Genomic DNA, 24,360 nt, shown 5'->3' with positions numbered 1-24,360 from the left:
CAGGCAGGACGGGGGCGAATACAATGCTGGCAATCGGGGGCTTCCTTCTGGGGGCAGTGATCGGCGCGGTCCGCGCCCGCCAGCTGGGCGGTAAAGCGGCAGATATGGCGCAATATGCCTTTGGGATCGGGCTTTTGCTGGGGGTGACCGGCCTTTTTGCGCAGGTCATCCTTCTGCGTCTCTACAGCTGACACCGGAGGGCGGCGCGATGTTCCTGCCCTTTTTCGAATCGCTGCGCCGCGAAGCTGTGCCGGTCAGCCCGCGCGAATTCCTCGCCTTTCTCGAGGCGCTGGAAGCCGGGCTTGCCACCAATGATATCGACGCCTTTTACCATCTCGGTCGGATCACCCTGATCAAGGACGAGCGTCATCTCGACCGCTATGACCGCGCCTTTGCCCAGACCTTTGCCGGCCTTGACCAGATCACGGATGAGGCGGTGATCGAAGCGCTGGACCTGCCCGGCGACTGGCTGGAAAAGCTGGCCGAGAAATTCCTCTCGGATACGGAAAAGGCAGAAATCCAGGCGCTTGGCGGTTTTGACAAGCTGATGGAAACACTGCGCCAGCGGCTGGAAGAACAGAAGGGCCGTCACCAGGGGGGCAATAAATGGATCGGCACCGCCGGCACCTCGCCTTTCGGCGCCTATGGCTACAATCCCGAAGGCATCCGTATCGGCCAGAATGAGAGCCGCCATCGCCGTGCGGTCAAGGTCTGGGATAAGCGCGAATTCCGCAATCTTGATGACAAGGCCGAAATCGGGTCGCGCAATATCAAGCTCGCCTTGCGTGCGCTGCGCCGCTGGGCGCGGGATGGCGCGGTGGAAGAACTAGACCTTGCCGGCACCATCCGCGCCACGGCGAAACAGGGCTGGCTGGATGTACAGACGCGGCCTGAGCGCCGCAATGCGGTCAAGGTTCTTCTGTTTCTGGATATCGGCGGTTCAATGGACCCGCATGTGAAGGTGCTGGAAGAGCTGTTCTCAGCCGCAAAATCCGAATTCCGCCATCTCGAGACCTGGTATTTCCACAACTGCCTTTATGAGGGCGTCTGGAAAGACAATCAGCGCCGCTGGACGGATCAGACGCCCACCTGGGATATTCTGCGCAGCCATGGGCCTGACTGGCGCGCGATCTTTGTCGGCGATGCCGCCATGTCACCCTATGAGATCAGCCATCCAGGCGGCGCCAATGAACATTGGAACCGCGAATCCGGACAGACCTGGCTGACCCGCGCAACCGAACAATGGCCGCATCACCTCTGGATCAACCCGGTGCCCGAAGGACAATGGAATTACAGCCAGTCCACCCGGATGATTGATGCCATTTTCGAGGGCCGCATGGTGCCGATGACCCTGGACGCCATCACGCGCGGCGTGAAAGCGCTGCGCTGAACGCGGCTCTTGCCAGGCGCGGGAAGAATCTGGCACATTCGTACAAATGCCCGTGATGGCACGAATGGAGGCAAGCCGATGCCAGCCGATACCCGCCATGATGACGTCCTTCCAGGCCAGCAATATCTGAACCTCGATCCTGCTCTCTATATCCGGCCCGAGGTGTTTCAGGAGGAGCGCGCCCGGATCTTCAACCGCTCCTGGCAGCTGATGGGTCCGGCCTCGGATGTCGCGGCAAGCGGGCAGTATCTCGCAATCGACATTGCCGGCATCCCGGTCTTTGCGATCCGCGGGCGGGACGGAGTGCTGAGGGGGTTCAGAAACGTCTGCCGCCATCGCGGAGCAAAGCTCCTGGCGGATGGAGCAGGCAAATGCGGGCTGATCGTCTGCCCCTATCACAAATGGTCCTTTGCCGACACAGGCCGGCTGGTTCAGGCGCCCTGGTATGGCAAAGACCCCGCTATCATCCCCGAGGACTGGCCTCTGGAGCCGGTCTCGCTTGCGCAATGGCGCGGGCTGCTCTTTGCCGCGATTGATCCGGTGGAAAGCCTGCAGGACCAGCTGGGCGATCTGCCCGAAGAGCTGGCAGATGAGCCGATGGAGAGTTACCAGGCCACTGACACCGCAACCGTCAGTTTCGACGCGAACTGGAAGGTCTATACCGATAATTTCGTCGAAGGCTACCATATCCCCGGCACGCATCCGGGTTTCTTCGCGGCGATAGATTTCGAGGCCTTCGCCACCACCGCCCATAAAGGCTATGTGAAGATGACCGCGCCGCCGAAAGACGGGCTGTTCTACCGGGGCAAATGGCTCTGGATGTGGCCGAACTGGACGCTGTCGCTGTTTGATGGTGGCATGAATGTCAGCCGGATCAACCCCACCTCGGTCGGGCATACCGATCAGCATTACCATTTCTTCTTTGCGGATACTGCGCCCGCGGCCGAGGAGGCGCGGCGGAAATCGGTACAGGGCACGCTTGCAGTGGTGCGCGAAGATTATCAGGTCTGTGTGGAAACCCACCGCAATTACGCCGCCGGCGCCTATACCTCCGGCCCGCTTTCAGGCCGCCATGAACGGGGTGTGCAGTATTTCCAGGAGCGGATCGTGCAGGCACTTGACGTCTGAGGCCTGTTCAAACCGCCACACTGCCCTATATTCAGCGCATGATCCTGCGCCTCATGCCCTTTCTTCTGCTGATCGCTTATGGCTTCCTGATGATGCGCTTTTCGGTCTGGCGCTCGAAACGGATGCTGGATCAGCAATCCCGCCCGCTGGATGATCCGGAGATCCAGGCGGTTGCGGCGCGGCTTGCCCGTGCCCTCGACCTGCCAGAGGTCAAAGTGAACCTCCTCGACATCGAGCCGGTGAACGGACTTGCCGCACATGATGGCCGCATTTTCCTGACGCGGGGGTTTCTGACGAAAAAGCAACAGGGCCATGTGACGCCCGAAGAACTGGCTTCGGTGATCGCGCATGAGCTTGGCCATGTGGCACATGGCCATACGCGGCGGCGCATGATCGATTTCACCGGTCAGAATGCGGTCGGCATCCTGCTCGCAGGCGTCCTTAACCGATTTCTTCCCGGCATTGGCGGCATGATCGCCAATATGCTGTCACGCACGCTGATGGCCAGGCTGTCGCGGCGCGATGAATTCGAAGCTGATGCCTGGGCCACCGCCCTGATGATCCGCGCGGGTTACGGCTCCGGGCCGCAGATCAGCCTGTTCCGCAAGCTCGAGACCCTGACCGGCGGAGGCGGAGGCGAAGTGCCGGTCTGGCTGCGCAGCCACCCGAAAACCGCCGACCGCATTGCGGCCATAGAGGCCAATGAGGCGCGCTGGACCCGGCCTGCTTTGCCCGCCCCCCGTTGAATAGCTGCGCAAAGGGAGGGGCTCTGCCCCTCGCGGCTTCGCCGCTCACCCCGGGATATTTGAGGACAGATGAAATCAGTAAAGGCCTTTCATCTGTCCTCAAATATCCCCGCCGGAGGCTTCCGCAGCCAGCCAGAAGCGGCGGCTGAACGCAAAAGGCGCGGAGGTTTCCCCCCGCGCCTTTCGTATAATGTGAAACGGATCAGCGCTTCGAGAACTGGAACGAGCGGCGGGCTTTGGCCTTGCCGTATTTTTTGCGTTCCACAACGCGGCTGTCGCGGGTCAGGAAGCCTGCTGCCTTCAGGGCGCCACGGAGCGACGGCTCGAACAGCTGCAGCGCTTTCGAGATGCCGTGCTTCACGGCACCGGCCTGGCCCGAAAGGCCGCCGCCGGCGACAGTCGCCATCACGTCATACTGACCTTCGACATTCGCGACCTGGAAGGGCTGACGCAGGATCATCTGCAGCACCGGGCGCGCGAAATAGGCGGTGTAATCGATATACTCGCCCTTGTTGTTGCGGATCAGGAACTTGCCCGAACCCGGCTTGATCCAGACGCGGGCAACCGCATCCTTACGCTTGCCGGTCGCATAGGAGCGGTTCAGCTTGTCACGAACCGGGGCGCGCACGGCAGCCTCGGCAGCGGCGGCCGGAGCAGCGGTGCCCACAGCGGCCTTCAGATCGTCGAGAGACTTGATATCGGCCATTTAAATCACGCGCTCCGGGTGTTCTTCGGGTTCAGCGGCTTGACGTCGAGGACGGTCGGCTGCTGAGCTTCATGGGCATGCTCTGCGCCGGCATAGACGCGCAGGTTCGACATTTGCTGACGGCCCAGGCTGTTGCGGGTGATCATACGCTCGACAGCTTTGATCACGACGCGCTCGGGGTGGTTGCCTTCCAGCACTTCGCGCACGGTGCGCGACTTGATGCCGCCCGGATGGCCGGTGTGCCAGTAGTAGCGCTTGTCTTCGCGCTTGTTGCCGGTCAGCTGGACCTTGTCCGCATTGATCACGATGACATTGTCACCCATGTCCATGTGGGGCGTGAAGGTCGGCTTGTTCTTGCCGCGCAGAATATTGGCGACGATCGTAGCGAGGCGACCCAGAACGACGCCCTCTGCGTCGATCAGGATCCACTTCTTCTCGATATCCGCCGGGGTAGCGGTGAAGGTTTTCATCGGTGGTTCCATCAAAGATAGAGGCGGAGGAATCCCCCCGCGAATTCGGATGGGGGCTTATCGCTGATGAAACGGATGTGGTCAAGCGGTCGATTTCATATAAAATACAATAAAATCAATTAGTTGACTTATGGGGTTCCAAAATACCCCATAAGTCAACGCAGATAAGGCGGTTTTTCCGGGTTCATGCCGGGCCCGGCGGGGACCGGGCGCTCTTGCGCGACCGGCGCCTCGGGTTCGGGAAGGTCGAACCGCTGCGCCTCAGCCGCAAGGGCGGTCAGCGCCCTGTCATCCGGCCCGAAAAAGGCGACATCCAGCGCCGCGGCGTCGAGGCCCGAGAAAACCAGCGCCTCCTGCACTGCCCGGGCCAGCGCCGGCTCTGCCTCGGGTGTCGCGCCGATGAAGGCCAGAAGATGGCCACGCCGCCCGTCATCATATTCTACGCCGGTCAGAAGCGCGGCCCGGGCCAGCCCGCGCGCCGAGGCAAATTTGTCCTGGAGCGCCAGGCTCAGCCCCGCCGGAACGGCTGGAGCAAAGAACCGTGCCGGACGGCCAAGCGTTTCCTCCGGAGCGGGGTCCAGCGCCTCGGACAGCCAGTCCATGGCTTCGGGAGGCAAAAGCATCTCGGATGGCGCGACCCCCAGATTGACGCCCAGCCCGATCCCCTGGCCGCGCAAGAGCCCCGCGATCACCCGCCCCGGCAGCGCCGCCCAGGGGGCAATACCGCCGGTGAAATCCGCCAGCCGTTCTTCGCGGTCGAAGACCAGAACGACGGGGCCGGATTCCAGGTCGAAGACCTTCGGGTCCAGGGTCTCTCCCGCCGCCTCACGCTCCAGCAGAAGGTACAGCTCGCCATCCGCGAGCCGGTCATAGAAGCGCAGAAGCGCCGCCTCATTGCCGGAATCGGCGCTGAGCGCCGCATGGGCCTCGTCAAGCAGACTGGGAAGCGTGGACTCGCTCATGGCATCTCCATCACGCTGCGGATCCGGGCGCGCAGCTCCGGCAGCAGCTCGTCCCCGAACCAGGGGTTGCGTTTCAGCCATCCCGTATTGCGCCAGGAGGGATGGGGCAAGGGAAAGATCCCGCGCGCCCCGAAATCGCGCCAGGCGCGGACAGTGGCGGTGACATCACGCGCGCCGAGATGCCAGCGGATCGCAGCACCCCCGACCAGCAGGGTAAGCCGCAGATCGGGAAGACCGGCAATCGCGCGCGCCCGCCAGGTCCGGGCACAAATTGCAGGTGGTGGCAGATCGGCCCCTTTCGCATCATATCCCGGAAAGCAGAAGCCCATCGGCACAATGGCGATGCGCGAGAGATCGTAGAACTGCGCCTCCTCCAGCCCGGTCCAGGCGCGCAGCCTGTCGCCGCTCGGATCGGTAAAAGGGCGCCCCGAAAGATGCACCCGCGCGCCCGGTGCCTGGCCCGCAATCAGCAGCCGCGCCCCCTGCCCGACCGGCGCAGGCCGGAACCAGACCACCGGTCGCGGTTCATGCGCGGTGGCGGTCGCCTCGAACCTTGCCTCACAAAGGCGGCAGGCCCGGATTTCATCGGTCAGATCCATCGGATGAAGATAGGCAGTGTGTTTTTCTTTTGCCAGCCGGGCCGGGGGTAAGCCCGCGGCACAGCACCGGGCGCAGGCTCTGCCTGTAAGAGGGCAAGCATGCAACAGGCCGGGGGGGATCGGGGACGCCACGGTTGCGGGCCGGGACGGGCATGGCTAATCCGGTAGGGTCAGCTGCCTGAAGTCCTGCCGCCATGTATCGAATCTCGCCCCATATCCGCATCTTTGCTCTGGCCCTTCTTTCCGGTGCCGGGCTGGCGACATTCTGGGTCAACCTGGATCCGGGCAGCTATTACGATTTCATCGAATGGCGGATTGCGGATCTGGTGCTGCCCGGCTGGGTCTGGGCCGGTTCGGTCAGCCTGACGCCTTTCATGATCGTCGCCGATATTCTGATGGCGCTGTTCTTCTTCCTGATCGGCAAAGAACTCTGGGAAGCGATGACGCTGGAGCGTGGCTCTTTGTCGGGGCGGCGCGCGATCCTGCCGCTGGGCATGACCGCGGGCGGGCTGATCGGAGCCGGCGCGGGCTGGCTGATCCTGTCTGCGCTGATCGAAACCGCAGAAGAAGCAGTGAGCGGTGGCGGATGGCAGGCGCCCCTGGGCAGCGATACGCTGCTGGTCTGCCTTTTTGGCCGCATGGTTTTTGGCCGGCGTCCGGCGCTGCATCTGGTGATGCTTCTGGCGATTGCCACCGATATCCTCGCGCTGGTGATCCTTGGGCTCAGCAATCTTGCCTTCTCGCCGCGCCTGATGTGGCTCCTGGTTACGCTGGCTTCGGCACTGGTGGTGTACCGTTTCTTCGGCCGCAGCCCCGGCGCGGGCGCCTCCGAGCGCGAGCGGCGCGCGGCGGCGGCGCTCTGGCCCTATGTGATTGCGGGCGCCTTCTGCTGGTTCGGGGTCGCTGCCGCAGGCCTGCCGGCGACGCTCGGGCTTTTGCCGCTCCTGCCGGCCATCGCCCATGCCGACCGCAGCTTTGGCCTTTTCGCCGAGGCCGAAAGTTTCCTGCATGACCCGCTGAACCGGCTTATCCGGCTTCTCGTATGGCCGGTCATTTTCATTCTCTTCCTCTTTGGCCTGATCCGGGGGGGCGTCGATCTCGCCGCCTTCGCGCCGACCACACTGGTGATGCTTGGCGCGCTCTGGCTCGGAAGACCGCTGGGGATGGCGCTGGTGGTTCTTGCGCTGGCGGCGATCTTCGGCTCGCGCCTGCCGCGCGGGCTCCGGGTGCGGGACCTGGTGTTGTCGGTCATGCTGCTTTCAATCGGCTTCACCGTGCCCGCCGTTGCGATCGAGGCCAGTCTGCCCGGCGGCGCCATGCGGGAGGCGGCGCGGATGGGCATGGCGATCAGCCTGCTTGCCGGCCCGATTGCCGTGCTCGTCGCGCGCGGCCTCCTGCGCCGGGGTCCGGCCCCCTCTGCCCCGACGCCGTGACCCGTCCGTCCCCCGTAAAATCGCGGGGCTCACAATTCTGTGTCACAGGACTGTCGCCGCAGACATAATGCAGCCAGAATGTGCAGCGACACTGATCAGAACGCGTTAACACAAATGCCGGATTATCCACCTGGTCTGTGGATAGCTCTGTCGCCCCCCGGGCGTCAGAGGCCGTAAGACGGAAGGACAAAGGGCCAATAGCCCGGAGCAGGTTACAATATGATCGAGTTCGACAGTGTTTCCAAATCCTTCTGGACCGGCACAAGGCGCAAGGTGATCCTTGACCGCGCCTCTTTCCGGGTCGAACAGGGGCGCTCTCTTGGGATCCTCGCCCCGAATGGCACCGGCAAGACCACCCTGATCCAGATGATGGCAGGGCTGGAGAAACCCGATGATGGCCGCATCACCAAAACCAGCCGCGTCTCGTTTCCGCTGGGCTTCATGGGCGGGGTCTCGGGCAAGATGTCGGCGCTGGAAAACAGCCGCTACATTGCCCGGCTCTACGGGCTCGACCCCGATTATGTCGAAAGCTTTTGCCGCTGGGTCTGTGATCTTGGCGACTATTTCCGAATGCCCTATGCGACCTATTCCTCGGGGATGAAATCGCGCTTCAACTTCTCGCTCCTGCTGGCGCTGGAATTCGACATCTACCTGATCGACGAGGGCATGCCCTCGACCGGGGATGTGGAATTCAACCGCAAAGCCGGTGGCATCCTGCGCGAAAGACTGAAGAACGCGACGGTTGTCATCGTGTCGCATTCGGCGCAAACGCTGGAAAAATTCTGCCGCCAGGCGGCGGTGCTGCGCAATGGGCAGCTTTATATGTTCGACACTCTCGAAGAAGCGAAACGCCTCTATGACTATGCTTAAGGCCGCGCGGTTCAACATTCGCCGCCAGGAGACGCCTGCGCCACCGGCCCCGCGTCCGGCGCCCGTGCTCGTTGCCACAGCGACCCCGGGCGAGATGTTGTTCGACAATCCCGAAGACGGATTCGGCGATCAGAAATTCGAAACGGCAGGTGGCCCGGTCGCATCCGGGGCCAGGGCCGGGAACGCCGGCAGCCCTCAGGAACCAGAGCCCTCCGCCGGGACGGAGGCGAATCATCCGATAGCGCATGAGCTGGCAGCGATCCGCAAGGAAGGGCTGACCGGGCGCCAGCTGCGCACCGCCCGCCGCCTTGCGCAAAGCCACAACTTGCCCGCGACCTCGGATCACGATGCGGTGCGCCTGCTGCGCGCCGCCGGGATCAACCCGTTTGAGCGCGGCTCGATGCTGGATATGGTCTCGGCCGAACCCGGCACCGCGGTTGCTGCGGCCGGCGAAGGTGGCGGCGGCAAGGCGGGCGGCGGAACCGGGCGGGCGCTCTCGCCCCTGCCCGGCGACGGCGTGCAATTGCCCCAGACCATCAAGCCGATCCAGGTGCCCTCGACCGAACAGCGGATCGAGGTGAATCACGCCGCCGAGATCCTGCGCATGCAACAGGACATCGCCAAACGCCGGCGCCGCAAGCTGGCGCTTCTCTTCGTGCGGATGTTCATTTTCGTCCTGCTGCCGACGCTGATCGCGGGCTGGTATTTCTCGTCGGTCGCGACGCGGCAATATGGCACCAAATCGGAATTCGCGGTGCATAAGGCGGAAAGCCCGCAGGCCGGAGGGGCGCTTGGCGGCATGTTGCAGGGAACGTCGCTGGCAACCTCACAGGATTCCATCGCAGTGCAGGGCTATCTGCAATCGCGCGAGGCGATGATGCGGCTGGAAGGCGATGTCGGGTTCCGCGAGGCTTTTATGGGCGCGGCAATCGACCCGATTCTGCGCCTGCCGCCCGAGGCCTCGTTGGAAGATGCATATAAGCTCTATAAATCCCATATCCTGATTTCCTATGACCCGTCCGAGGGCATCATCCGGATGGAAGCGATTGCCCCGGATCCGCAGCTTTCGGTCGAATGGTCAAAGCAGCTGATTTCCTATGCCGAGGAACAGGTTGACCAGCTTACCCACCGCCTGCGCGAAGATGCGATGCAGTCTTCGGACGAAGGTTATACGGATGCCGAGGTCAAGCTGCTCGAAGCGCAGCAGAAAGTCATCACGCTGCAGGAACAGTTCAAGGTTCTCAATTCCGAGACCGAGCTGACGCTGCTGACCACGCAGATCGGCACGCTGGACAATCAGCTGATCCAGGAACGCCTGTCGCTGGCGCAGATGGAGGCGAACCCGAACCCCAACGCCGCCCGGCTGGAGCCGGTCAAGCGCCGGATCATCACGCTAGAGGCCGAGATCGCGACATTACGTACCCGGCTGACCGAAGGCCAGGGCGGCGAGAGCTCTCTGGCGCAGATCCAGGGCCAGCTGCGGCTTGCCCAGGCCGAGGTCGAGACGCGTCAGATGTTGCTGGCGCAGTCGCTGCAGGCCAAGGAAACCGCACGGATCGCCGCGAACAGCCAGACCCGCTATCTGTCGATCTCGGTGGCGCCGGTGCCGCCCGATGTGCCGACCTATCCTCGCGTCTTCGAGAATACCCTTGTAACACTGCTGATTCTGATCGGCATTTATCTGATGATCTCGATGACGGTGGCGATCCTGCGCGAACAGGTCTCGTCCTGATCCTTCACTGGTCCTGACCTTTCAACAACAGAAAAAAGGGCGGCCTTCGGGTCGCCCTTTTTCAATCTGCTCTGGCTGCCGGTGCCCCTCAGGCCACCTGCCCGGCCGCCCAGCCCGAAGACCAGGCCCATTGGAAATTATACCCGCCAAGCCAGCCGGTGATATCCACCAGCTCGCCCACCACATAAAGACCCGGCACCGCCTTCGCCTCCATGGTCTTTGCGTCCAACCCGTCGGTATCGACACCGCCCAGCGTGACCTCGGCCGTGCGATACCCTTCTGAGCCCACCGGCACCAGTTGCCAGTCATGCAACCCCGCCGCCAGCTGGTCGAGCTTTGCATCCGCCATTTCCGCCAGAGGCCCCGGCTCTGCCTGGCCCAGATGTTTTGCCAGCCGCTCCGGCAGCACCGGGCTCAGCGCCTGGGTCAGCGTGCCCCTCCCGCCCTTGCGTTTCGCGGCCTTCAGCAATGCGGCAAAGCCTGCGTCCCGCGCCCGCCCCGGCAGAAGATCGACCGAGATCCGGTCGCCCTCGCGCCAATAGCTCGAGATCTGCAAGACAGCCGGCCCCGACAGCCCGCGATGGGTAAAGAGCATTGCCTCATCGAATCGCCCGCCCCGGCAGCTGATCTGCACCGGCGCCGAGACCCCGGCCAGCGGCGAGATCCAGGCCAGTTCCTGTTCCGCAAATGTCAGCGGCACCAGGGCCGGACGCGTATCCGTCACCCTGAGCCCGAGGCTTTCCGCCACCCGGTATCCCCAGGGGCTGGCTCCCATTTTCGGGATCGACTTGCCCCCGGTGGCCAGCACAAGCGACCGCGTCTCCTGCACCCCGCGCGGCGTGGCCACGCGAAAGCCATCGCCCGACCGGCTCACCTCTCCGGGTTCCGTCGCAAGCCAGAGCTCGACCCCGGCCTCGCGCATTTCCCCGACCAGCCAGGCCACGACCTGTTTCGCCGATCCGTCGCAGAAAAGCTGCCCCAGTGTCTTTTCATGCCAGGCGATCCCGGCCTGATCGAATCGCGACACCACATCCCACTGGCTGAACCGCTTGAGCGCCGAAAGCGCGAAACGCGGATTGGCCCCGAGGTAGTTCCCGACCCCGATGCCGGTATTGGTGAAATTGCAGCGCCCGCCACCCGAAATGCGGATCTTCTCGCCCGGATTCGCGCTATGTTCGATCACAAGCACCCGCCGCCCGCGTCGTCCCGCCTCAACAGCCGCAAGCATCCCCGCCGCCCCGGCGCCAAGCACGATGACATCCCAGATCCCCGCCATACAAACTCCTGCCAAATTTCCTTCATATCCCCTCTTGCAGCCTGCAAGAGCCTTCGCTAAACACCCGCTCACGGTTGGGGCGTCGCCAAGTGGTAAGGCAGCGGTTTTTGGTACCGCCATTCCCAGGTTCGAATCCTGGCGCCCCAGCCAATCTTCCTGTGACAGTTGAGAAGACCAGCCGCAAGCGGGAAACCGTGTGCGGGCAAGGGGTTGGACTGTTGACGGTTTGGGGCGGCGAGGACGGAATGCCCCAGGGAGTGCCCCAGCGGGTTGGGTTCTTTCCAGCAGAGTCAGACTGGTGTTACGCTGATCGTGGATCAACCGGAACCCGATCAGATGCCGAACAAAATCAGGCTGCCCGTTTATCTCGATCAGTGCGTAATCAGCAGGTTGCAACCCGACAGCCCAGAGCGCGACGACCTGCTCGCCACGCTGAAGCTCATGGCCGAGAAGGGAGCAACCTTCGTCTACTCCTGGCTCAACGTTGAAGAGGCGCGGTCGTCAGACAGGCCTGAAATATTCGTTGTAATCCTCGAAGAGCTTTCTGCTTGGCTGTTGGAACCCAGCGGCAAATCTGATGGCAAGGCGACTCTCTCCCATGATCGGGCTCGGGAGCTTATCCTGGCCGAAAATGGACCCGCCGACGATGCAATGCGCGTCATGGAAGACCTGCTCAAGCCGCTCCACTTCAGCACCGGCTGGCTGGGTGATATGACGGAGAATGATCTACGAGCAGACATGCTCGCTGACATGGAGGCGTTCTGGACCTCGATGGAGACAGAGCTGCCTACGTTCACACACGGACATCTCCGGCTGGCGGGCAACAATATGTCCAACCTGATACAGGACATCCCACTGGAGCGCCTCAAGATCGAGCAGTTGCAGTGGCAATCAGAGCTCCGTCAATGCCTTCCACAGAATCCTGCGCAGTTGGATCAGGTGCCCGCAGCAGAAGCAGTCGATTTCTTGCTTGCCAGCATGGATGAACGAGCCAGAGCTGAAATCAGCGGTCTCTATCCGCAAGGGTTCTGGGCATCGCCAACCGAACGCGAGGATGGTACCCTGACCAGCTTTGCCTTCATGCTCTTCATGATGGGACTGGTCAGAGACAAAAGGACACGCACGAAAGGTCTGCAAAGACGCCAGCAGCACTTCCGGGGCCAGTTTCGCGACTGCCACCATATTGAGCTAGCCTCCGTCTGTCCGGTTTTCGCCACATGGGACAAGGGTGCGGCAAGACTTGCTAAGACAGCATACTCATATGCAGGCGCTATAACCGAAGTTCTTCATATTTCCAAAGTCAAAGGGTGAACCTGCCACTCCTCATGGCGCATCGACCATCAGCGCAAAACCGGGCTTCGTCAGGGCAACACAGGCATCAAGCTGGTGGCCGAGGTGGGCGTTAGCAGTCATTGGTGTGGGGCCTCTGGAGGGTCAGGTCAGGCAGGTGGTAGCTGGTAGAAAGATCAGCCTGATCGCGCATAGTTCCTTCAACGCTCAGCCAAAATTATTATGTATCAGTATGTTAACCTACATGGGTCATTCTTGGACATGGTGCTTCGAGCGATGGGACAGGGGAGGCAATAGGTATAAATATGGGGAAGAAGGGATGATGAAGGCTGAAGAAGAGGAGCAGCTTCTTCAAGGCTACACCCCCTCCTTCATCTTCCTCTGCTTCATCCCGAAAGGAACAACCTCCAGCCCCTTAGTTTCTTCCCAGACCTTCAGCCTCCGAAGATACCCCTCGCAGCGACCATCTTTCTTCTTCTCGGGTCTCATTAGAGGTGCAGGACTACGACCTTCCCCTCGGCGACGACCGATCTTTCGTTCTCCCCCTGCCAAAGGCAAAGGCCGACCGACGACTTCTGCTGCCGCCTGAACCATGAAGTTCCTGACTTCCTCCCGATGGACGGAAGGTACGATCACACTGTCATGCACCGTCAGCACCGGAAGCCCGGCGTCAGTGCAGCGTTTGATCACCCTTTCGACGATCTGCGAGTCTGTGAACATCAAGCCAATGCCCTGATCCTTGCAGAGGTAGCCATGCAGCCAAGGCACCTACTGTTTCAGCACCAGTAATGCCTTCTTCAGCTGCGCGTCCTTCAGATGCTTGCCCCGATGGTCGTTCTCCAGCCCATTCCTGAAGGCGGCGCAAGCCTTCGGAAGATCACTGGCATTCAGCGCGGTCAGGACCAGCAGCTTCACCAGCTTCCTCTGTTCGGCCTCATCAAACCCCGGAAGCGTTCCCGGTGGTAAGACGTAAGGATCAGTCATCACCTCAACCCCCTCGCGGGCTGCAAGGATCTCCGACCTTGCCGACTGGTGGCCGACGATAGACGCGGTGAAATGCTCCGGGACGCCCGCCCGTTCGCACTGGGTCACGAACCACTTCCGGGTGCTATGGAAGACCACGCCGGGTCGTGAGAGCCCCAGAGAGGTCCGCAGGGACGCAAAGCGCTTGGTTACGATGGAAACGGTCAGATCAGGAAACAGCCGCCCCTGTCCCGGCAGTCTGGCCAGCAGCGGGGTCAGGGCCGAGTGCAGAGGAATAAACCGTTCCGCCGCATCGGTCTTTAGCGACCGGACCTCGTTGGGACGTATCCAGGCGAACCAGCCCAGATTGCCCTTCCAGACCAGATCACCCCGAACCAGCCCCACCGCCTCACCAGCCCGCATCCCGGTCAGCAGGCAGAAGGTCAGAACATCGCCTATGCGGGGATCATCCTGCGCCAGCAACAGCCTGACCTCGGCATCGGTCAGCGCAGCATAGCTCCGGTTCTTGCCCTTCGCCTCCACCCTGACCGTGCTGAAAGGGTTCTGGATGTGCATGGACTTGAAATCGATCGTAAGCGAAGCATCGGGCGTCTCTGACATTCTCTAGGATTATGTTGCAGCCTTCAGGGGGCTAAGAAGGAACCCCCAAAAATGGCTACTCACCACCAGACCCGCACCGTGACACCTCCTAGGGTGTCTGCTCTTCGTTGGCTGGTCAGTCGGCTCGGTGGCCGCAGATGATCAACGGCCTCGGCATCGAAAAAATATACCTCTGGACCCAGCCAATCGATTTCCGCAAGGGCATCGACGGGCTGCAATCTCTCGTCGTCTCGCAGTTCGGCCTCAAGCCTTTCAGCGGCGCGATTTTCATCTTCAGGTCACGCCGCGCAGACCGCTTGAAAATGGTCTTCTGGGATGGCTCTGGCGTGGTTCTCGTTTTGAAGCGCCTTGAGGATCGCCCATTTACTTGGCCAACACCAACCGGAGACGCGCTGATAATATCGAACAGCCAGTTCTCAGCCCTGTTTGAAGGCATTGATTGGCGGCAGGTTTTTCCGCGTCTCACTCATACTCCGACAAGCCTATGATGGTCACCCATATGCAACCAGTTTGCGCGGAGGATCGTCCATCCAAGCGTATTGGCCTATTCTCTCTTCTCTACGGAACTGAGGATCCAAAATTCAGCGAGACATGCAGCATTGTGGCATCCGAACACAATGATGGAACTCGCAATAAGGAGCTGTCCGACACGAATAGTTTGACGTCGAACTCAATTGAGATCCGCACCAGCACACGGGGTGATAGATCCACTCCGACAGATCTTGAATGTCAAATACTCACCAATTTCCATCCGATGTCGTCATTTAGTTCGACAGCGAAGCGGATCGTTACACAGGCAGTAAATATAGGGGGGCAGCCATGCGGAGTGAAGATGGAAACATCGTCCCGACGTCCATCGAAATTTGGGGCATCTCAGTTCTGACTACCGCTCGCGGACGGCGCCAGTGGCCCAATGATATCAAGCAAATGGCCCTACACAAAGTCGCGTCTGGAACCGCAATTGCGAAGGTCGCGCGAGAGATTGGTGTCAATGACTGCATCTTGCGAAGATGGATCAAAGGCAAACATGCTGCAACTGCAGGCGAGCCACGTTTCATTCAGATCGAAGTCTCAGAACCGCCGCGGATTTCGCGGGCATTTGTTCCCCTAGCGAAGGATCCCACAGAAATCCATTCGGAGCAATCGGACCTTACACGTGACGCCTATGATTGCGCGCTGTGTGTTGGATCATTGACCTTGAAATTCCCTGCCAGGATAGGTTCAGAACGTCTCTCCAATATAATCCGAGCGATTGCTCAATCGCAGGAAAATCACCTTGGAAATTTGACCACAGTTCCTTAGCCCAACGGGTTTCGGTCTAAATTAAGATTCCCATGAAGAATAGTTTGCTCCGGAAAGTCTCTGGCTTTTCCGAATGGGCACGCATGCAAAAGGTTTCGCCGTAATGACTACTATACCCAAGCTCGGGATCAGACTGTTCGATCCGGATCAGACCCCCGACGTCCTCTGCCAACGCTTTTTGACCCATCTCGCGACGCTCCGGTCCGCCAAGGATCCGGAGCTTGCCGGAAAGCCTTTGCGCCCCGTTATCATCACCGCCGTTGCCAGAAAGCTGATCACCACCGCAAACGCGCTATGCAAAACCCGTCAGAAATGGGCAGCTCAGGCTTGCTGAAAGATACAATTGCTAGGGGATAAGAAACAAAGCCCGGAGCTTTGCGTGCCAGAGTCTAGCTTTTCTCAGGCCGAACGCTGAAAATAATTCGGGGCACTATAACCATATAGGGCCGATACACAGCTTATTCACCGGATCAACATGGGCGGTGATCTTCGGATCAGCCGCCAGCAGATCCGTACTTTGGGTCGCTGATTCCAACACCGGCATGATGCTGCGTACTGGGGCTTTTAAGCGCTCGAAATGGAAATGAGCTTCACACGACACTGCCGCCCGAGTCAGCATTTCATTTAGATCGAAGCTCGCCATGGTGATCCCGTGCTCCCGGCAAAGCTCAGTCGCGGCTACGCCGCTTTCAGTCAGACGCAGCACAGCCATGATCTACGGGTTCCGCGAAGCGGCACTTTCTCATTCGAATCTCCTCAGCTCACGGCTCACGGCTCACGGCTCACGGCTCACGAGAAAACTCTACAAATGCAGCCCCGTAATCATGGGGAGGATTGCCCTCCGACCTCCGGGTGCAGCGCGCCATCAAAGAGCAGAAACGTCAAGGCGGCTCTCGTCGCAAATCGGGGTGTCTGGCGCTGACGTGTCAGTGACCACGACCGGCTGCGCGCCCAAAGCGCCGAAGAAATGCTGCATGACCAGACTGACCCCGAAATCGTTCACATTCCTCTGGTCCGGTTCGAAGAACATCCCCCGTGCTGGATGAGAGGAAATGATCTCGTAGGAGGGAAAGTAAAAGATATCCTCATGACTGCGGGCAAGGTCCCCCGCGACTGCACGCAAGGTCGCCTTCGACTGGCCGGTCGCGACAAGTACATGCCCGCCCGATGCCGTCGCCGCCAGCGGCACCGGCGACACCGTCAGGATCATCCGCCCCACCGGGTTGATGCTGTGCAAAAGCTTGCGGAACTCGGTCAGATCCGCGAGCACATCTGCATAGCTGAAATTGACGAATTCGTGGATTTGCGGATCATAGACTCCTGCCACCGTTCCGGGCGCAGTCGGATAAACCGTGCCATCGCGGCGGTCGCGCCAGGCCTCGGTCAGGCCCAGCGTGAAGACCATCACATCCAGCGTTTTGAGCATATCGAGCACCGCCCGCAGATGCATGGCCCGCAACGCCAGCACATCCGCCGCCTGCGCATGGCCGACCGGATCAACCGAAGGGCGCAGCGCATCGACATGGCGCTGGCCCAATGGCCAGACAATATCCAGCGGCTGCCGCAGGCCCATTGCCTCCTGTGTCAGCTGCAAGAGCTGCCGGGCCGTATAGACATTGCCATAGCGGCAGGTGAACAGACCATACCCATTCTGCCGGGCCTCTGCTTCAGTCAGGAAATCAGGCGCGGGCTCCATGTCCAGATAGCCCTGACCGCGCAGGCGCAGATGGCGTCCGATATGCTGGGCAAAACAACTGCCTGCCGTGGCGATCCGCGCCCCCTCGGGCACAGGGATCGGCTCGGCCAGGTCCTTAAGGTCGGCGTAGTGACGCCCCCCAACGGCCGCGCGCCAATAGGCTCGTTCCGGCAGATCCGAGTAAGGGTGGCTCATGCCCTGATCTCCTTTACCCAGGCGGCAATGCGGTCTGCGATATTAATCTGGCGCGGATCAGCCGGCTTTGTCTTGCCACCCCTGCCCGCAGCGGGCGCGGCAATCCGTTCCTGCATCGTCGTAAAATAGCCTGCGATCCCGACCAGACTGGCGTCCGGAGCTTCTACCGCCGCCCTGACCCAAAGCGCCCAGAGGGCCGGATCAAAGCTGTGACCGACAAGGCCGGGCAGAAAGGTGCTGAGGAACATGAGCTTTTGCGGATTGTTCAGCCTCGCAAGCGCTGGCAGGGTCTGATTGGTGATGTGATGATCGGTCGCATTTTGCAACCAAAGCACTTTTCCGGCCATCCTGGGCCCAAGAACAATTGAGGCATCGGTCATGATCCGGCTTTCGATCTCCTCGATGGAAAGGTCGGGCCAGCAGATCTCATAATAGCGACGAACGGTAGGTTGATAATAGATTGATATGTTGGTCAAAGGGTTACACAGGACTGCGATGCTATCCTCGAAGCGGCTCGCCTGCAAAAGCGCAGGATGGCCGCCGGCGGATCCTCCGACAAAGATGATCCGCTCGGGTTTGATGCTTTCTGCGACCGACTGTATCACGGCAGTAATCTGCGCGGGCGTGTCACCAAGGTGATTGCCGGCAAAAAAACAGGCCGCGAGATCATCCGCCATCGCAAGTGACGGGTCGGCAATCGACAATAAAATCGTCTCGCGCCGATCCGGAGCCGACAGGATGAAGCGACCGTCAAATACCGGAATCTTCATCTTTTCCCGGTTGACCCCGCCATGGAACGCCACCACCAGCGCTACGCCAGTCAGATCCCCGCGCGGCGCCGCGAGAACCCGTACCGGCAACCGCTGAGGCCCTGTACCGGAGACAGCGATTTCTATCGTCGTTCCCAGAACTTTCGGGGATCGCGCCAGGAGCATTGCCCCCAGATCCGATACATCAACCACTTCATATGCCACTTCCGAAGGGGGAACAGTCACCTGCACCATGTCGGCACTTTCCTTTTGCAAAGCTTGTAGCGGTTCTGCAGTGAAATCATCTCATTATACGTAACTCTATCAACCCCCTGTTACGTCAAATAAAACCATTCTCTTTCGCTGTAATATGGCAAAATTCCGCCCTGCAGTATTGCTGCCCCCAGGTATTGATTTGGCGACGGCTTCCCACCCCATTCATATCCGATCAGACGAGGCTTGCAAATCCCAGGGTGCGCCGACTGGTGCCAACCGGTGCCCCTGACGTTTCATTGCAAGCACAGGTTGCCCTCTGAAAAACCTGGTACATGTAAGGGAGAAAAGAAGTAACAGAGGTAAGGCAGAGGGTGTAAGCTGGACAGATCAGTTTGATCGCGCATATTCCCCACATCTCTCAACTAAAATATTTCTGTATCAACATGTTATCCCAAATAAGCCACTCTCTGGCCTGGTGCATGGAGATATAGGACCGGGGGGGGTAACGGGTATAAATATGGGGAAGAAGGGAGGATGAAGACCGAAGAAGAGCAGCACTTTCTTCGGGGCTACACGCCCTGCTTCACCTTCCTCTGCTTCATCCCGAAAGGCACAACCTCCAGCCCTTTCCCCTCTTCCCAGGCCTAAAGCCTCCGAAGATATGCGAAACAGAGGGTCGGCTATCAGAGCACTCTTGTCCGCGCTGCCGCTCCTCCGCATGCGTTTTACGAACTGTCGTGACGCAGCGGTATCATTGCGCAAATCCACCAAAGACAAGAAGATGAACAGGAAAACGACATCAGACCGAGGCCGGAATGGCTGCGAAAGCGATCCCTGCCCCTTCCGGCCCCGACGAGGCAAGTGGCTGTCATGGTCGGAAATCGACACCGGACTGCGACCCGCCCTGCGATTGTGACGGCCCGTGAGAGGTCCGGCCTGAGACGGATGGAGGAAAGACGATGACTGACGCTTATATCTATGACGCCTTGCGCAGCCCGCGCGGGCGCGGGCGCCCGGATGGCGCGCTGCATGAGGTCACCTCGGTCGCGCTTTCGGCGCAGATGCTGAACGCGGTGCAGACCCGCAACGGGCTGCAAGGCCATGCGGTCGAGGATGTGATCTGGGGCAATGTCACGCAAGTGGGCGAACAGGGCGGCTGCCTGGCGCGCTCGGCAGTGTTGCTCTCGGATCTGGACGAGGCCATCCCCGGCCTCTCGATCAACCGGTTCTGTGCCAGCGGCATGGAGGCGGTGAACCTTGCCGCCAACCAGGTGAAGGCCGGCGCGGGACAGGCCTATATCGCCGGCGGGGTCGAAATGATGAGCCGGGTTGCCATGGGCTCGGACGGGGCCGCGATTGCGGTGGATCCGGCGCTGACATTCAAAACCCATTTCGTGCCGCAGGGGATTTCGGCGGATATCATCGCGACGAAATTCGGCTTTTCGCGGCAACAGGCCGACCAGCTGGCCGCCGAAAGCCAGGCCCGGGCGGCGGCGGCCTGGGCGGATCAGCGTTTCGCGAAATCCATCGTGCCGGTCCGTGACATCAACGGCCTCACCATCCTCGATCATGACGAATATATGCGCCCCGGCACCACGGCCGAGGCCCTGGGCGCGCTGAAAGCCAGTTTCAGAGACATCGGCGAGGTGATGCCCGGCTTCGACAGGATCGCGCTGATGAAATACCCCGAGCTGGAGCGGGTGACCCATATCCACCATGCCGGAAATTCATCGGGGATTGTCGATGGCGCGGCGGCGGTGCTGATAGGCAATGCCGAATTCGGCCGGGCGCAGGGGCTGAAGCCGCGCGCGCGGATCCGGGCGACGGCGAAGATCGGCACCGATCCGACGATCATGCTGACCGGTCCGGTGCCGGTGACCGAAAAGATCCTGAGAGAATCCGGTCTGAAGATCGGCGATATCGACCTGTTCGAGGTCAATGAGGCCTTTGCCGCGGTGGTTTTGCGGTTCATGCAGGCGTTTAGCGTCTCGCCCGATCGCGTGAACGTCAATGGCGGTGCAATCGCGATGGGGCACCCGCTGGGCGCTTCGGGCGCGATCATCATCGGCACCCTGCTGGATGAAATGGAGCGGCGCGACCTGACCCTCGGCCTTGCCACTTTGTGCATCGCATCCGGCATGGGCGCCGCCACCATCATCGAGAGGGTCTGATGAAAAAGCTCGATCTGACAAAGGTTCCGATCAGGACCGGCTCCCTCTACCCACCGCCCTATGCTGAAATGATGGAGGGGCGCTCCAGCCTGCGGCTCGGGCAGGCCGCCGGGCTGACGCAATTCGGCGTCAATCTGGTGACGCTGAAACCCGGGGCGCTGTCGAGCTTACGCCACTGGCACCGGACGGAAGATGAGTTCGTCATGATGGTGGCGGGCGAATGCGTGATGATCACCGATGACGGTGAAGAGATCATGCGCGTGGGCGATTGCGCCGGTTTTCCCGCTGGCGCGCCGGACGGGCATCACTTCATCAACCGGGGCGATACGCCGGCGGTGTTCGTCGTCATCGGCGCGAAGGCGCGCGAAGAGGTGGTGACCTGTTCAGATGTCGACATGGTGCTGACTGTCACCGATGGCGCCTGTGTTTACACCCATAAGGACGGGCGCCCCTGGCAGCCCGAGGGAGAGGAAAATGGCTGATTTCATCTGGGATCTCGACGCAGACGGCGTGGCGACCATCACCTGGGATACCCCCGGCAAATCGATGAATGTCATGTCGATGGCAGGCTTTGCCGAACTTGATGCGCTGATCGACCGGGCGCTGACCGACGCGGCCGTGAAGGGGGTGGTGATCACCTCGGGCAAGAAGGATTTCGCCGGCGGCATGGATCTGAATGTGCTGGCCGGGATGCGGGCGGGGGGGGCCCGGGCGATCTTTGACGGCGTGATGCAGATGCATACTGTGCTGCGCAGGATCGAACTCGCGGGCATGGATTTCAAGACGAAGAAGGGGGCCAAACCCATCGTGGCGGCGCTGCCCGGCACCGCGCTCGGCATCGGGCTGGAGCTGCCGCTGGCCACCCATCGCATCTTTGCCGCTGATAACCCGAAGGCGAAAATCGGTCTGCCCGAAATCAAGGTCGGCATCTTCCCCGGCGGCGGCGGCACCACACGGGTGTCGCGGAAGCTTGGCGCGATGATGGCTGCACCCATCCTGCTGGAAGGCAGGCTCTCGGATCCGAAAGGCGCGAAAGCGGCCGGGCTGATTGATGAGGTCGTGCCGGCGGATGATCTGATCGGGGCCGCAAAGGCCTGGGTTCTGGCCGCGAAAGACGCAGATCTGGTGAAGCCCTGGGATGACAAAGGGTATAAATTCCCCGGCGGCGCGCCCTATCATCCGGCAGGGTTCATGACCTTTGTCGGCGCCTCGGCCATGGTGAACGGCAAGACGCAAGGCGTGTTTCCGGCGGCGAAGGCGCTGTTATCGGCGGTCTATGAAGGATCGCTGGTGCCCTTTGACCAGGCGCTGAAGATCGAGGCGCGGCAGTTTACCTCTGTGCTGATGAACCCGTCCTCCTCGGCGATGATCCGGTCTTTGTTCATCAATAAAGAGGCGCTTGAGAAAGGCGCGAACCGGCCCAAAGTCGCCGATCAGACGGTAAAACGGCTGGGCGTGCTGGGCGCGGGCATGATGGGCGCGGGCATCGCCTATGTCGCCGCCAATGCGGGGATCGAGGTTGTACTGATCGACGCGACGCAAGAGGCCGCAGATCGGGGCCGCGCGCATTCGGGGAGCCTGCTCGACAAGGGGATCAAACGCGGCAGGATCAGCCCCGCGCAAAAAGACGAGGTGCTGTCACGCATCACCGCCACCACCGATTACGCAGCGCTGCGCGGCGTTGATCTGATCGTCGAGGCGGTATTCGAGGACGCCAAAGTCAAGGCCGGTGTCACGAAACTGGCCGAGGAAGCGGCGGGTGCGGATGTGATACTCGCCACCAATACCTCGACCCTGCCGATCACCGGGCTGGCCGCCGCCAGCGCGCGGCCCGAAAATTATATCGGCATTCATTTCTTCTCGCCCGTCGACAAGATGATGCTGGTCGAGATCATTCGCGGCAAGAAAACCGGTGACCGCGCGGTGGCGAAAGCGCTCGATTTCGTGCGCCAGATCCGCAAGACGCCGATTGTGGTCAATGATGCGCGCTTCTTCTACGCCAATCGCTGCATCATTCCTTACATCAACGAAGGCATCCGCATGGTCGCCGAGGGCATCGAACCGGCGCTGGTCGAAAATGCCGCGAAACTTCTGGGGATGCCGCTCGGGCCGTTGCAGCTTGTCGATGAGACCTCGATCGAGCTTGGGGTGAAGATCGCCAAAGCAACCAAAGCCGCGATGGGCGCCGATTACCCCGATGAGGCAGTCGACAAGGTGATCTTCTGGCTGGCCGATCAGGGGCGGCTGGGCCGCAAGACCAATGCCGGATTTTACGATTACAGCGAAAAAGGCGAACGCCTGGGGCTCTGGGAAGGGCTGGCCAGGAAATACCCTGCCGACAAGGTGCAGCTTTCGCTTGCCGATGTGCAGCACCGGCTGTTGATGGCCCAGGTGCTGGAGGCTGTCCGGGCGCTGGAAGAAGGCGTGCTGACCGATATCCGCGAAGGCGATGTCGGCGCGATCCTGGGCTGGGGGTTTGCCCCCTGGTCAGGCGGGCCATTCGGCTGGCTCGACATTATCGGGGCGGCGCGTGCCGTGCAGATCTGCCGCGAGCTGACTGCGCAATTCGGACGCCGCTTCGAGGCCCCGGCCCTGCTGCGCGAGATGGCAGAAAAGGGTACGGCCTTTTACGGCCAGCCGGGCGCAACCAGGGCCGCCTGACCCGCACAGGCCCGCAAAACAGCCGAAGCAACAGTCCGGACCCGCAAGGCGGGCCCGGGCTTTTCTCTGCCACGATGCGGCGCTAGTCTCGCCGCTGATCCCGGCGCAGGGCGCTGGCAGTAAACAGGGACGTCCGGATATGATCAGAGGCTACCAGAGCCAGGGCATGCGGCTGGCTTCCGTCCCGCCGGAAAACTTTATCCCTTCGACCTTTGGCCGGCTCAGCCCCGAGACGCCGGTTCTGGCGGGGGACAGCTCTGCCGCCACTGCGGCCCTGCGCGATATGGTCTGGATCGACATCGAGGCGCCGACCCATGCCGAGGAAGACCTGATCGAGAACGCGCTCGGCTTTGGCATCCCGACCCGCGAGGATATGCAGGAAATCGAGCCCTCGTCGCGGATCTATGTCGAGGATGGCGTGCTGTATCTGACCGCCCAGGTGCTCGCCTCGCCCGATATGAAGCAGCTCATGATCGGGCCGGTGACCTTCATGGTGCAGCCCGCCCGTCTGGTGACGGTGCATTATCACCGCCCCGGCTCTTTCGCGTTTTTCGCCGATTGGGCGGCGCGCCATGACACCCCCTGTTCGACCGGGATCGCGACCCTGCTCGGGCTGATGGAGGCGATGGTCGACCGGCTTGCCGATATCCTGGAAAACGAGGCCCGCCAGCTGGATGATCTGTCAAAGACGATCTTTGACAGCCGCAACGCAGCCAGCGATGCGCTGTCGGGCGTGGTGACCCGGATTGGCGCCGCCGAAGACCGCAACGGCAAGATCAATGAAAGCCTTTCGACGATCCAGCGGGTGCTGGGCTATCTTTCGGTGCCCGGCGCTGTGGCCGCGAAAGAGGCGCTTAAGGGCATCGACCGCGACCAGCTGAAAAGCCTGATCCATGACGTGCGGTCCTTGCGTGAAGTCGCGGCGGTTCAGGCAGAGAAAGTGCGGTTTCAGCTGGATGCGACGCTGGGCGTGATCAATATCCGCCAGTCCGACATCATCAAGGTCTTCTCGGTTGTGGCGTTCGTCTTCCTGCCGCCGACGCTGATCGCCAGCATCTACGGCATGAATTTCGAACATATGCCGGAACTTGCGGTGAAATGGGGCTATCCTGCGGCGCTGGTGATGATGGTGGTCTCGGCCGTGGCGCCCTGGCTGTTCTTCCGCTGGAAGAAATGGCTCTGAG

The 24,360-nt window shown here is 61.2% G+C and carries 24 protein-coding genes and 1 tRNA gene; 16 read left to right on the top strand and 9 right to left on the bottom strand.

All coding sequences use genetic code 11. The annotated features are described in order from the left end of the window. Positions 1–23 precede the first annotated feature (23 nt). The 4 genes from M3484_RS08500 to M3484_RS08485 all read left to right on the top strand — a co-directional run bounded on the left by M3484_RS08500 (position 24) and on the right by M3484_RS08485 (position 3,264). On the top strand, positions 24–191 hold the full coding sequence (locus tag M3484_RS08500) for a hypothetical protein (RefSeq protein WP_171909442.1): 168 nt from the start codon (positions 24–26) through the stop codon (positions 189–191). A 17-nt stretch (positions 192–208) separates the two neighbouring features. Continuing rightward, positions 209–1,390 (top strand): vWA domain-containing protein, encoded by a 1,182-nt coding sequence (locus M3484_RS08495; protein WP_249496537.1) that lies wholly within the window; start codon positions 209–211, stop codon positions 1,388–1,390. 78 nt (positions 1,391–1,468) lie between these two features. Continuing rightward, complete coding sequence (locus tag M3484_RS08490) at positions 1,469–2,518, top strand: aromatic ring-hydroxylating oxygenase subunit alpha (protein ID WP_249496536.1); 1,050 nt, start codon at positions 1,469–1,471, stop codon at positions 2,516–2,518. A gap of 53 nt (positions 2,519–2,571) precedes the next feature. Next, positions 2,572–3,264: a M48 family metalloprotease gene (locus tag M3484_RS08485; protein ID WP_249496535.1), complete on the top strand. Its 693-nt coding sequence runs from the start codon at positions 2,572–2,574 to the stop codon at positions 3,262–3,264. Between the two features lie 202 nt (positions 3,265–3,466). Here the strand turns inward: M3484_RS08485 and rpsI are convergent, their stop codons facing one another. From rpsI to M3484_RS08465, 4 genes are all read right to left on the bottom strand, one after another. Further along, entirely contained in the window at positions 3,467–3,970 is a 504-nt protein-coding gene (gene rpsI / locus M3484_RS08480) for a 30S ribosomal protein S9 (RefSeq protein WP_092895504.1), read from the bottom strand. 5 nt (positions 3,971–3,975) lie between these two features. Next, positions 3,976–4,440 carry a 50S ribosomal protein L13 gene (rplM, locus tag M3484_RS08475; protein ID WP_092895502.1) on the bottom strand — a complete coding sequence of 155 codons (465 nt, stop codon included), beginning with the start codon at positions 4,438–4,440 and terminating at the stop codon, positions 3,976–3,978. Positions 4,441–4,595: 155 nt separating this feature from the next. Then, positions 4,596–5,402 carry an SseB family protein gene (locus tag M3484_RS08470; protein ID WP_249496534.1) on the bottom strand — a complete coding sequence of 269 codons (807 nt, stop codon included), beginning with the start codon at positions 5,400–5,402 and terminating at the stop codon, positions 4,596–4,598. Continuing rightward, positions 5,399–6,001 carry a uracil-DNA glycosylase family protein gene (locus M3484_RS08465; RefSeq protein ID WP_249496533.1) on the bottom strand — a complete coding sequence of 201 codons (603 nt, stop codon included), beginning with the start codon at positions 5,999–6,001 and terminating at the stop codon, positions 5,399–5,401. The genes M3484_RS08470 and M3484_RS08465 overlap by 4 nt, the downstream gene beginning before the upstream one ends. A 194-nt stretch (positions 6,002–6,195) precedes the next feature. On the opposite strand from M3484_RS08465, the gene M3484_RS08460 reads away from it, so the two are divergent. From M3484_RS08460 to M3484_RS08450, 3 genes are all read left to right on the top strand, one after another. Next, positions 6,196–7,434: a Na+/H+ antiporter NhaA gene (locus M3484_RS08460; protein WP_249496532.1), complete on the top strand. Its 1,239-nt coding sequence runs from the start codon at positions 6,196–6,198 to the stop codon at positions 7,432–7,434. 219 nt (positions 7,435–7,653) lie between these two features. Next, positions 7,654–8,304: an ABC transporter ATP-binding protein gene (locus M3484_RS08455; protein WP_092895495.1), complete on the top strand. Its 651-nt coding sequence runs from the start codon at positions 7,654–7,656 to the stop codon at positions 8,302–8,304. Further along, positions 8,291–10,036 carry a KpsE/RkpR family capsule polysaccharide export protein gene (locus M3484_RS08450; protein ID WP_249496531.1) on the top strand — a complete coding sequence of 582 codons (1,746 nt, stop codon included), beginning with the start codon at positions 8,291–8,293 and terminating at the stop codon, positions 10,034–10,036. The genes M3484_RS08455 and M3484_RS08450 overlap by 14 nt, the downstream gene beginning before the upstream one ends. Before the next feature lie 88 nt (positions 10,037–10,124). Here the strand turns inward: M3484_RS08450 and M3484_RS08445 are convergent, their stop codons facing one another. Then, complete coding sequence (locus M3484_RS08445; RefSeq protein WP_171909441.1) at positions 10,125–11,312, bottom strand: BaiN/RdsA family NAD(P)/FAD-dependent oxidoreductase; 1,188 nt, start codon at positions 11,310–11,312, stop codon at positions 10,125–10,127. 75 nt (positions 11,313–11,387) lie between these two features. Here M3484_RS08445 and M3484_RS08440 point away from each other — a divergent pair. Together M3484_RS08440 and M3484_RS08435 are read left to right on the top strand one after the other, a co-directional pair. Beyond that, a tRNA-Gln gene (locus M3484_RS08440) sits at positions 11,388–11,462 on the top strand. A gap of 186 nt (positions 11,463–11,648) precedes the next feature. Next, entirely contained in the window at positions 11,649–12,623 is a 975-nt protein-coding gene (locus M3484_RS08435) for a hypothetical protein (RefSeq protein ID WP_249496530.1), read from the top strand. Between the two features lie 747 nt (positions 12,624–13,370). Here M3484_RS08435 and M3484_RS08430 read toward each other — a convergent pair. Further along, positions 13,371–14,186 (bottom strand): tyrosine-type recombinase/integrase, encoded by an 816-nt coding sequence (locus M3484_RS08430; RefSeq protein ID WP_249496529.1) that lies wholly within the window; start codon positions 14,184–14,186, stop codon positions 13,371–13,373. Positions 14,187–14,323: 137 nt separating this feature from the next. Between M3484_RS08430 and tnpB the strand changes: the two genes are divergently transcribed. The 3 genes from tnpB (at position 14,324) to M3484_RS08420 (ending at position 15,822) form a co-directional block, all read left to right on the top strand. Continuing rightward, a complete protein-coding gene (tnpB, locus tag M3484_RS08425) occupies positions 14,324–14,674 on the top strand; it encodes an IS66 family insertion sequence element accessory protein TnpB (protein ID WP_249496528.1) in 351 nt (116 codons plus the stop codon). 331 nt (positions 14,675–15,005) lie between these two features. Next, positions 15,006–15,488: a transposase gene (locus M3484_RS23960; protein ID WP_502942440.1), complete on the top strand. Its 483-nt coding sequence runs from the start codon at positions 15,006–15,008 to the stop codon at positions 15,486–15,488. A gap of 73 nt (positions 15,489–15,561) precedes the next feature. Further along, a complete protein-coding gene (locus M3484_RS08420; RefSeq protein WP_249496527.1) occupies positions 15,562–15,822 on the top strand; it encodes a hypothetical protein in 261 nt (86 codons plus the stop codon). Positions 15,823–15,918: 96 nt separating this feature from the next. Here the strand turns inward: M3484_RS08420 and M3484_RS08415 are convergent, their stop codons facing one another. The 3 genes from M3484_RS08415 to M3484_RS08405 form a co-directional block, all read right to left on the bottom strand. Next, positions 15,919–16,200, bottom strand: coding sequence for a hypothetical protein (locus M3484_RS08415; RefSeq protein WP_249496526.1), 282 nt, complete (start codon positions 16,198–16,200; stop codon positions 15,919–15,921). 153 nt (positions 16,201–16,353) lie between these two features. Further along, a complete protein-coding gene (locus tag M3484_RS08410) occupies positions 16,354–17,379 on the bottom strand; it encodes a GSCFA domain-containing protein (protein ID WP_249496525.1) in 1,026 nt (341 codons plus the stop codon). Beyond that, positions 17,376–18,383, bottom strand: a complete 1,008-nt coding sequence (locus M3484_RS08405) for a hypothetical protein (protein WP_249496524.1) — start codon at positions 18,381–18,383, stop codon at positions 17,376–17,378. Before M3484_RS08405 ends, M3484_RS08410 begins: the two co-directional genes overlap by 4 nt. Positions 18,384–19,303: 920 nt before the next feature. Between M3484_RS08405 and M3484_RS08400 the strand changes: the two genes are divergently transcribed. From M3484_RS08400 to M3484_RS08385, 4 genes are all read left to right on the top strand, one after another. Next, the gene (locus M3484_RS08400) at positions 19,304–20,515 is read left to right on the top strand and encodes an acetyl-CoA C-acetyltransferase (RefSeq protein ID WP_249496523.1); all 1,212 of its coding nucleotides are present in this window, start codon (positions 19,304–19,306) and stop codon (positions 20,513–20,515) included. Beyond that, positions 20,515–20,997 carry a cupin domain-containing protein gene (locus M3484_RS08395; RefSeq protein ID WP_249496522.1) on the top strand — a complete coding sequence of 161 codons (483 nt, stop codon included), beginning with the start codon at positions 20,515–20,517 and terminating at the stop codon, positions 20,995–20,997. The genes M3484_RS08400 and M3484_RS08395 overlap by 1 nt, the downstream gene beginning before the upstream one ends. Continuing rightward, positions 20,990–23,176, top strand: a complete 2,187-nt coding sequence (locus M3484_RS08390) for a 3-hydroxyacyl-CoA dehydrogenase NAD-binding domain-containing protein (protein ID WP_249496521.1) — start codon at positions 20,990–20,992, stop codon at positions 23,174–23,176. The genes M3484_RS08395 and M3484_RS08390 overlap by 8 nt, the downstream gene beginning before the upstream one ends. A gap of 139 nt (positions 23,177–23,315) precedes the next feature. Continuing rightward, positions 23,316–24,359, top strand: coding sequence for a magnesium transporter CorA family protein (locus tag M3484_RS08385; RefSeq protein ID WP_092895463.1), 1,044 nt, complete (start codon positions 23,316–23,318; stop codon positions 24,357–24,359). Position 24,360: the final 1 nt, after the last annotated feature.

It is taken from the genome of Pseudomonas sp. GX19020 (genome assembly GCF_023371075.1).
Lineage (GTDB): Bacteria > Pseudomonadota > Alphaproteobacteria > Rhodobacterales > Rhodobacteraceae > Pseudogemmobacter.
The sequence above is the reverse complement of the archived record's forward strand: the minus strand, read 5'-3'. Positions and strand labels throughout refer to the sequence as shown.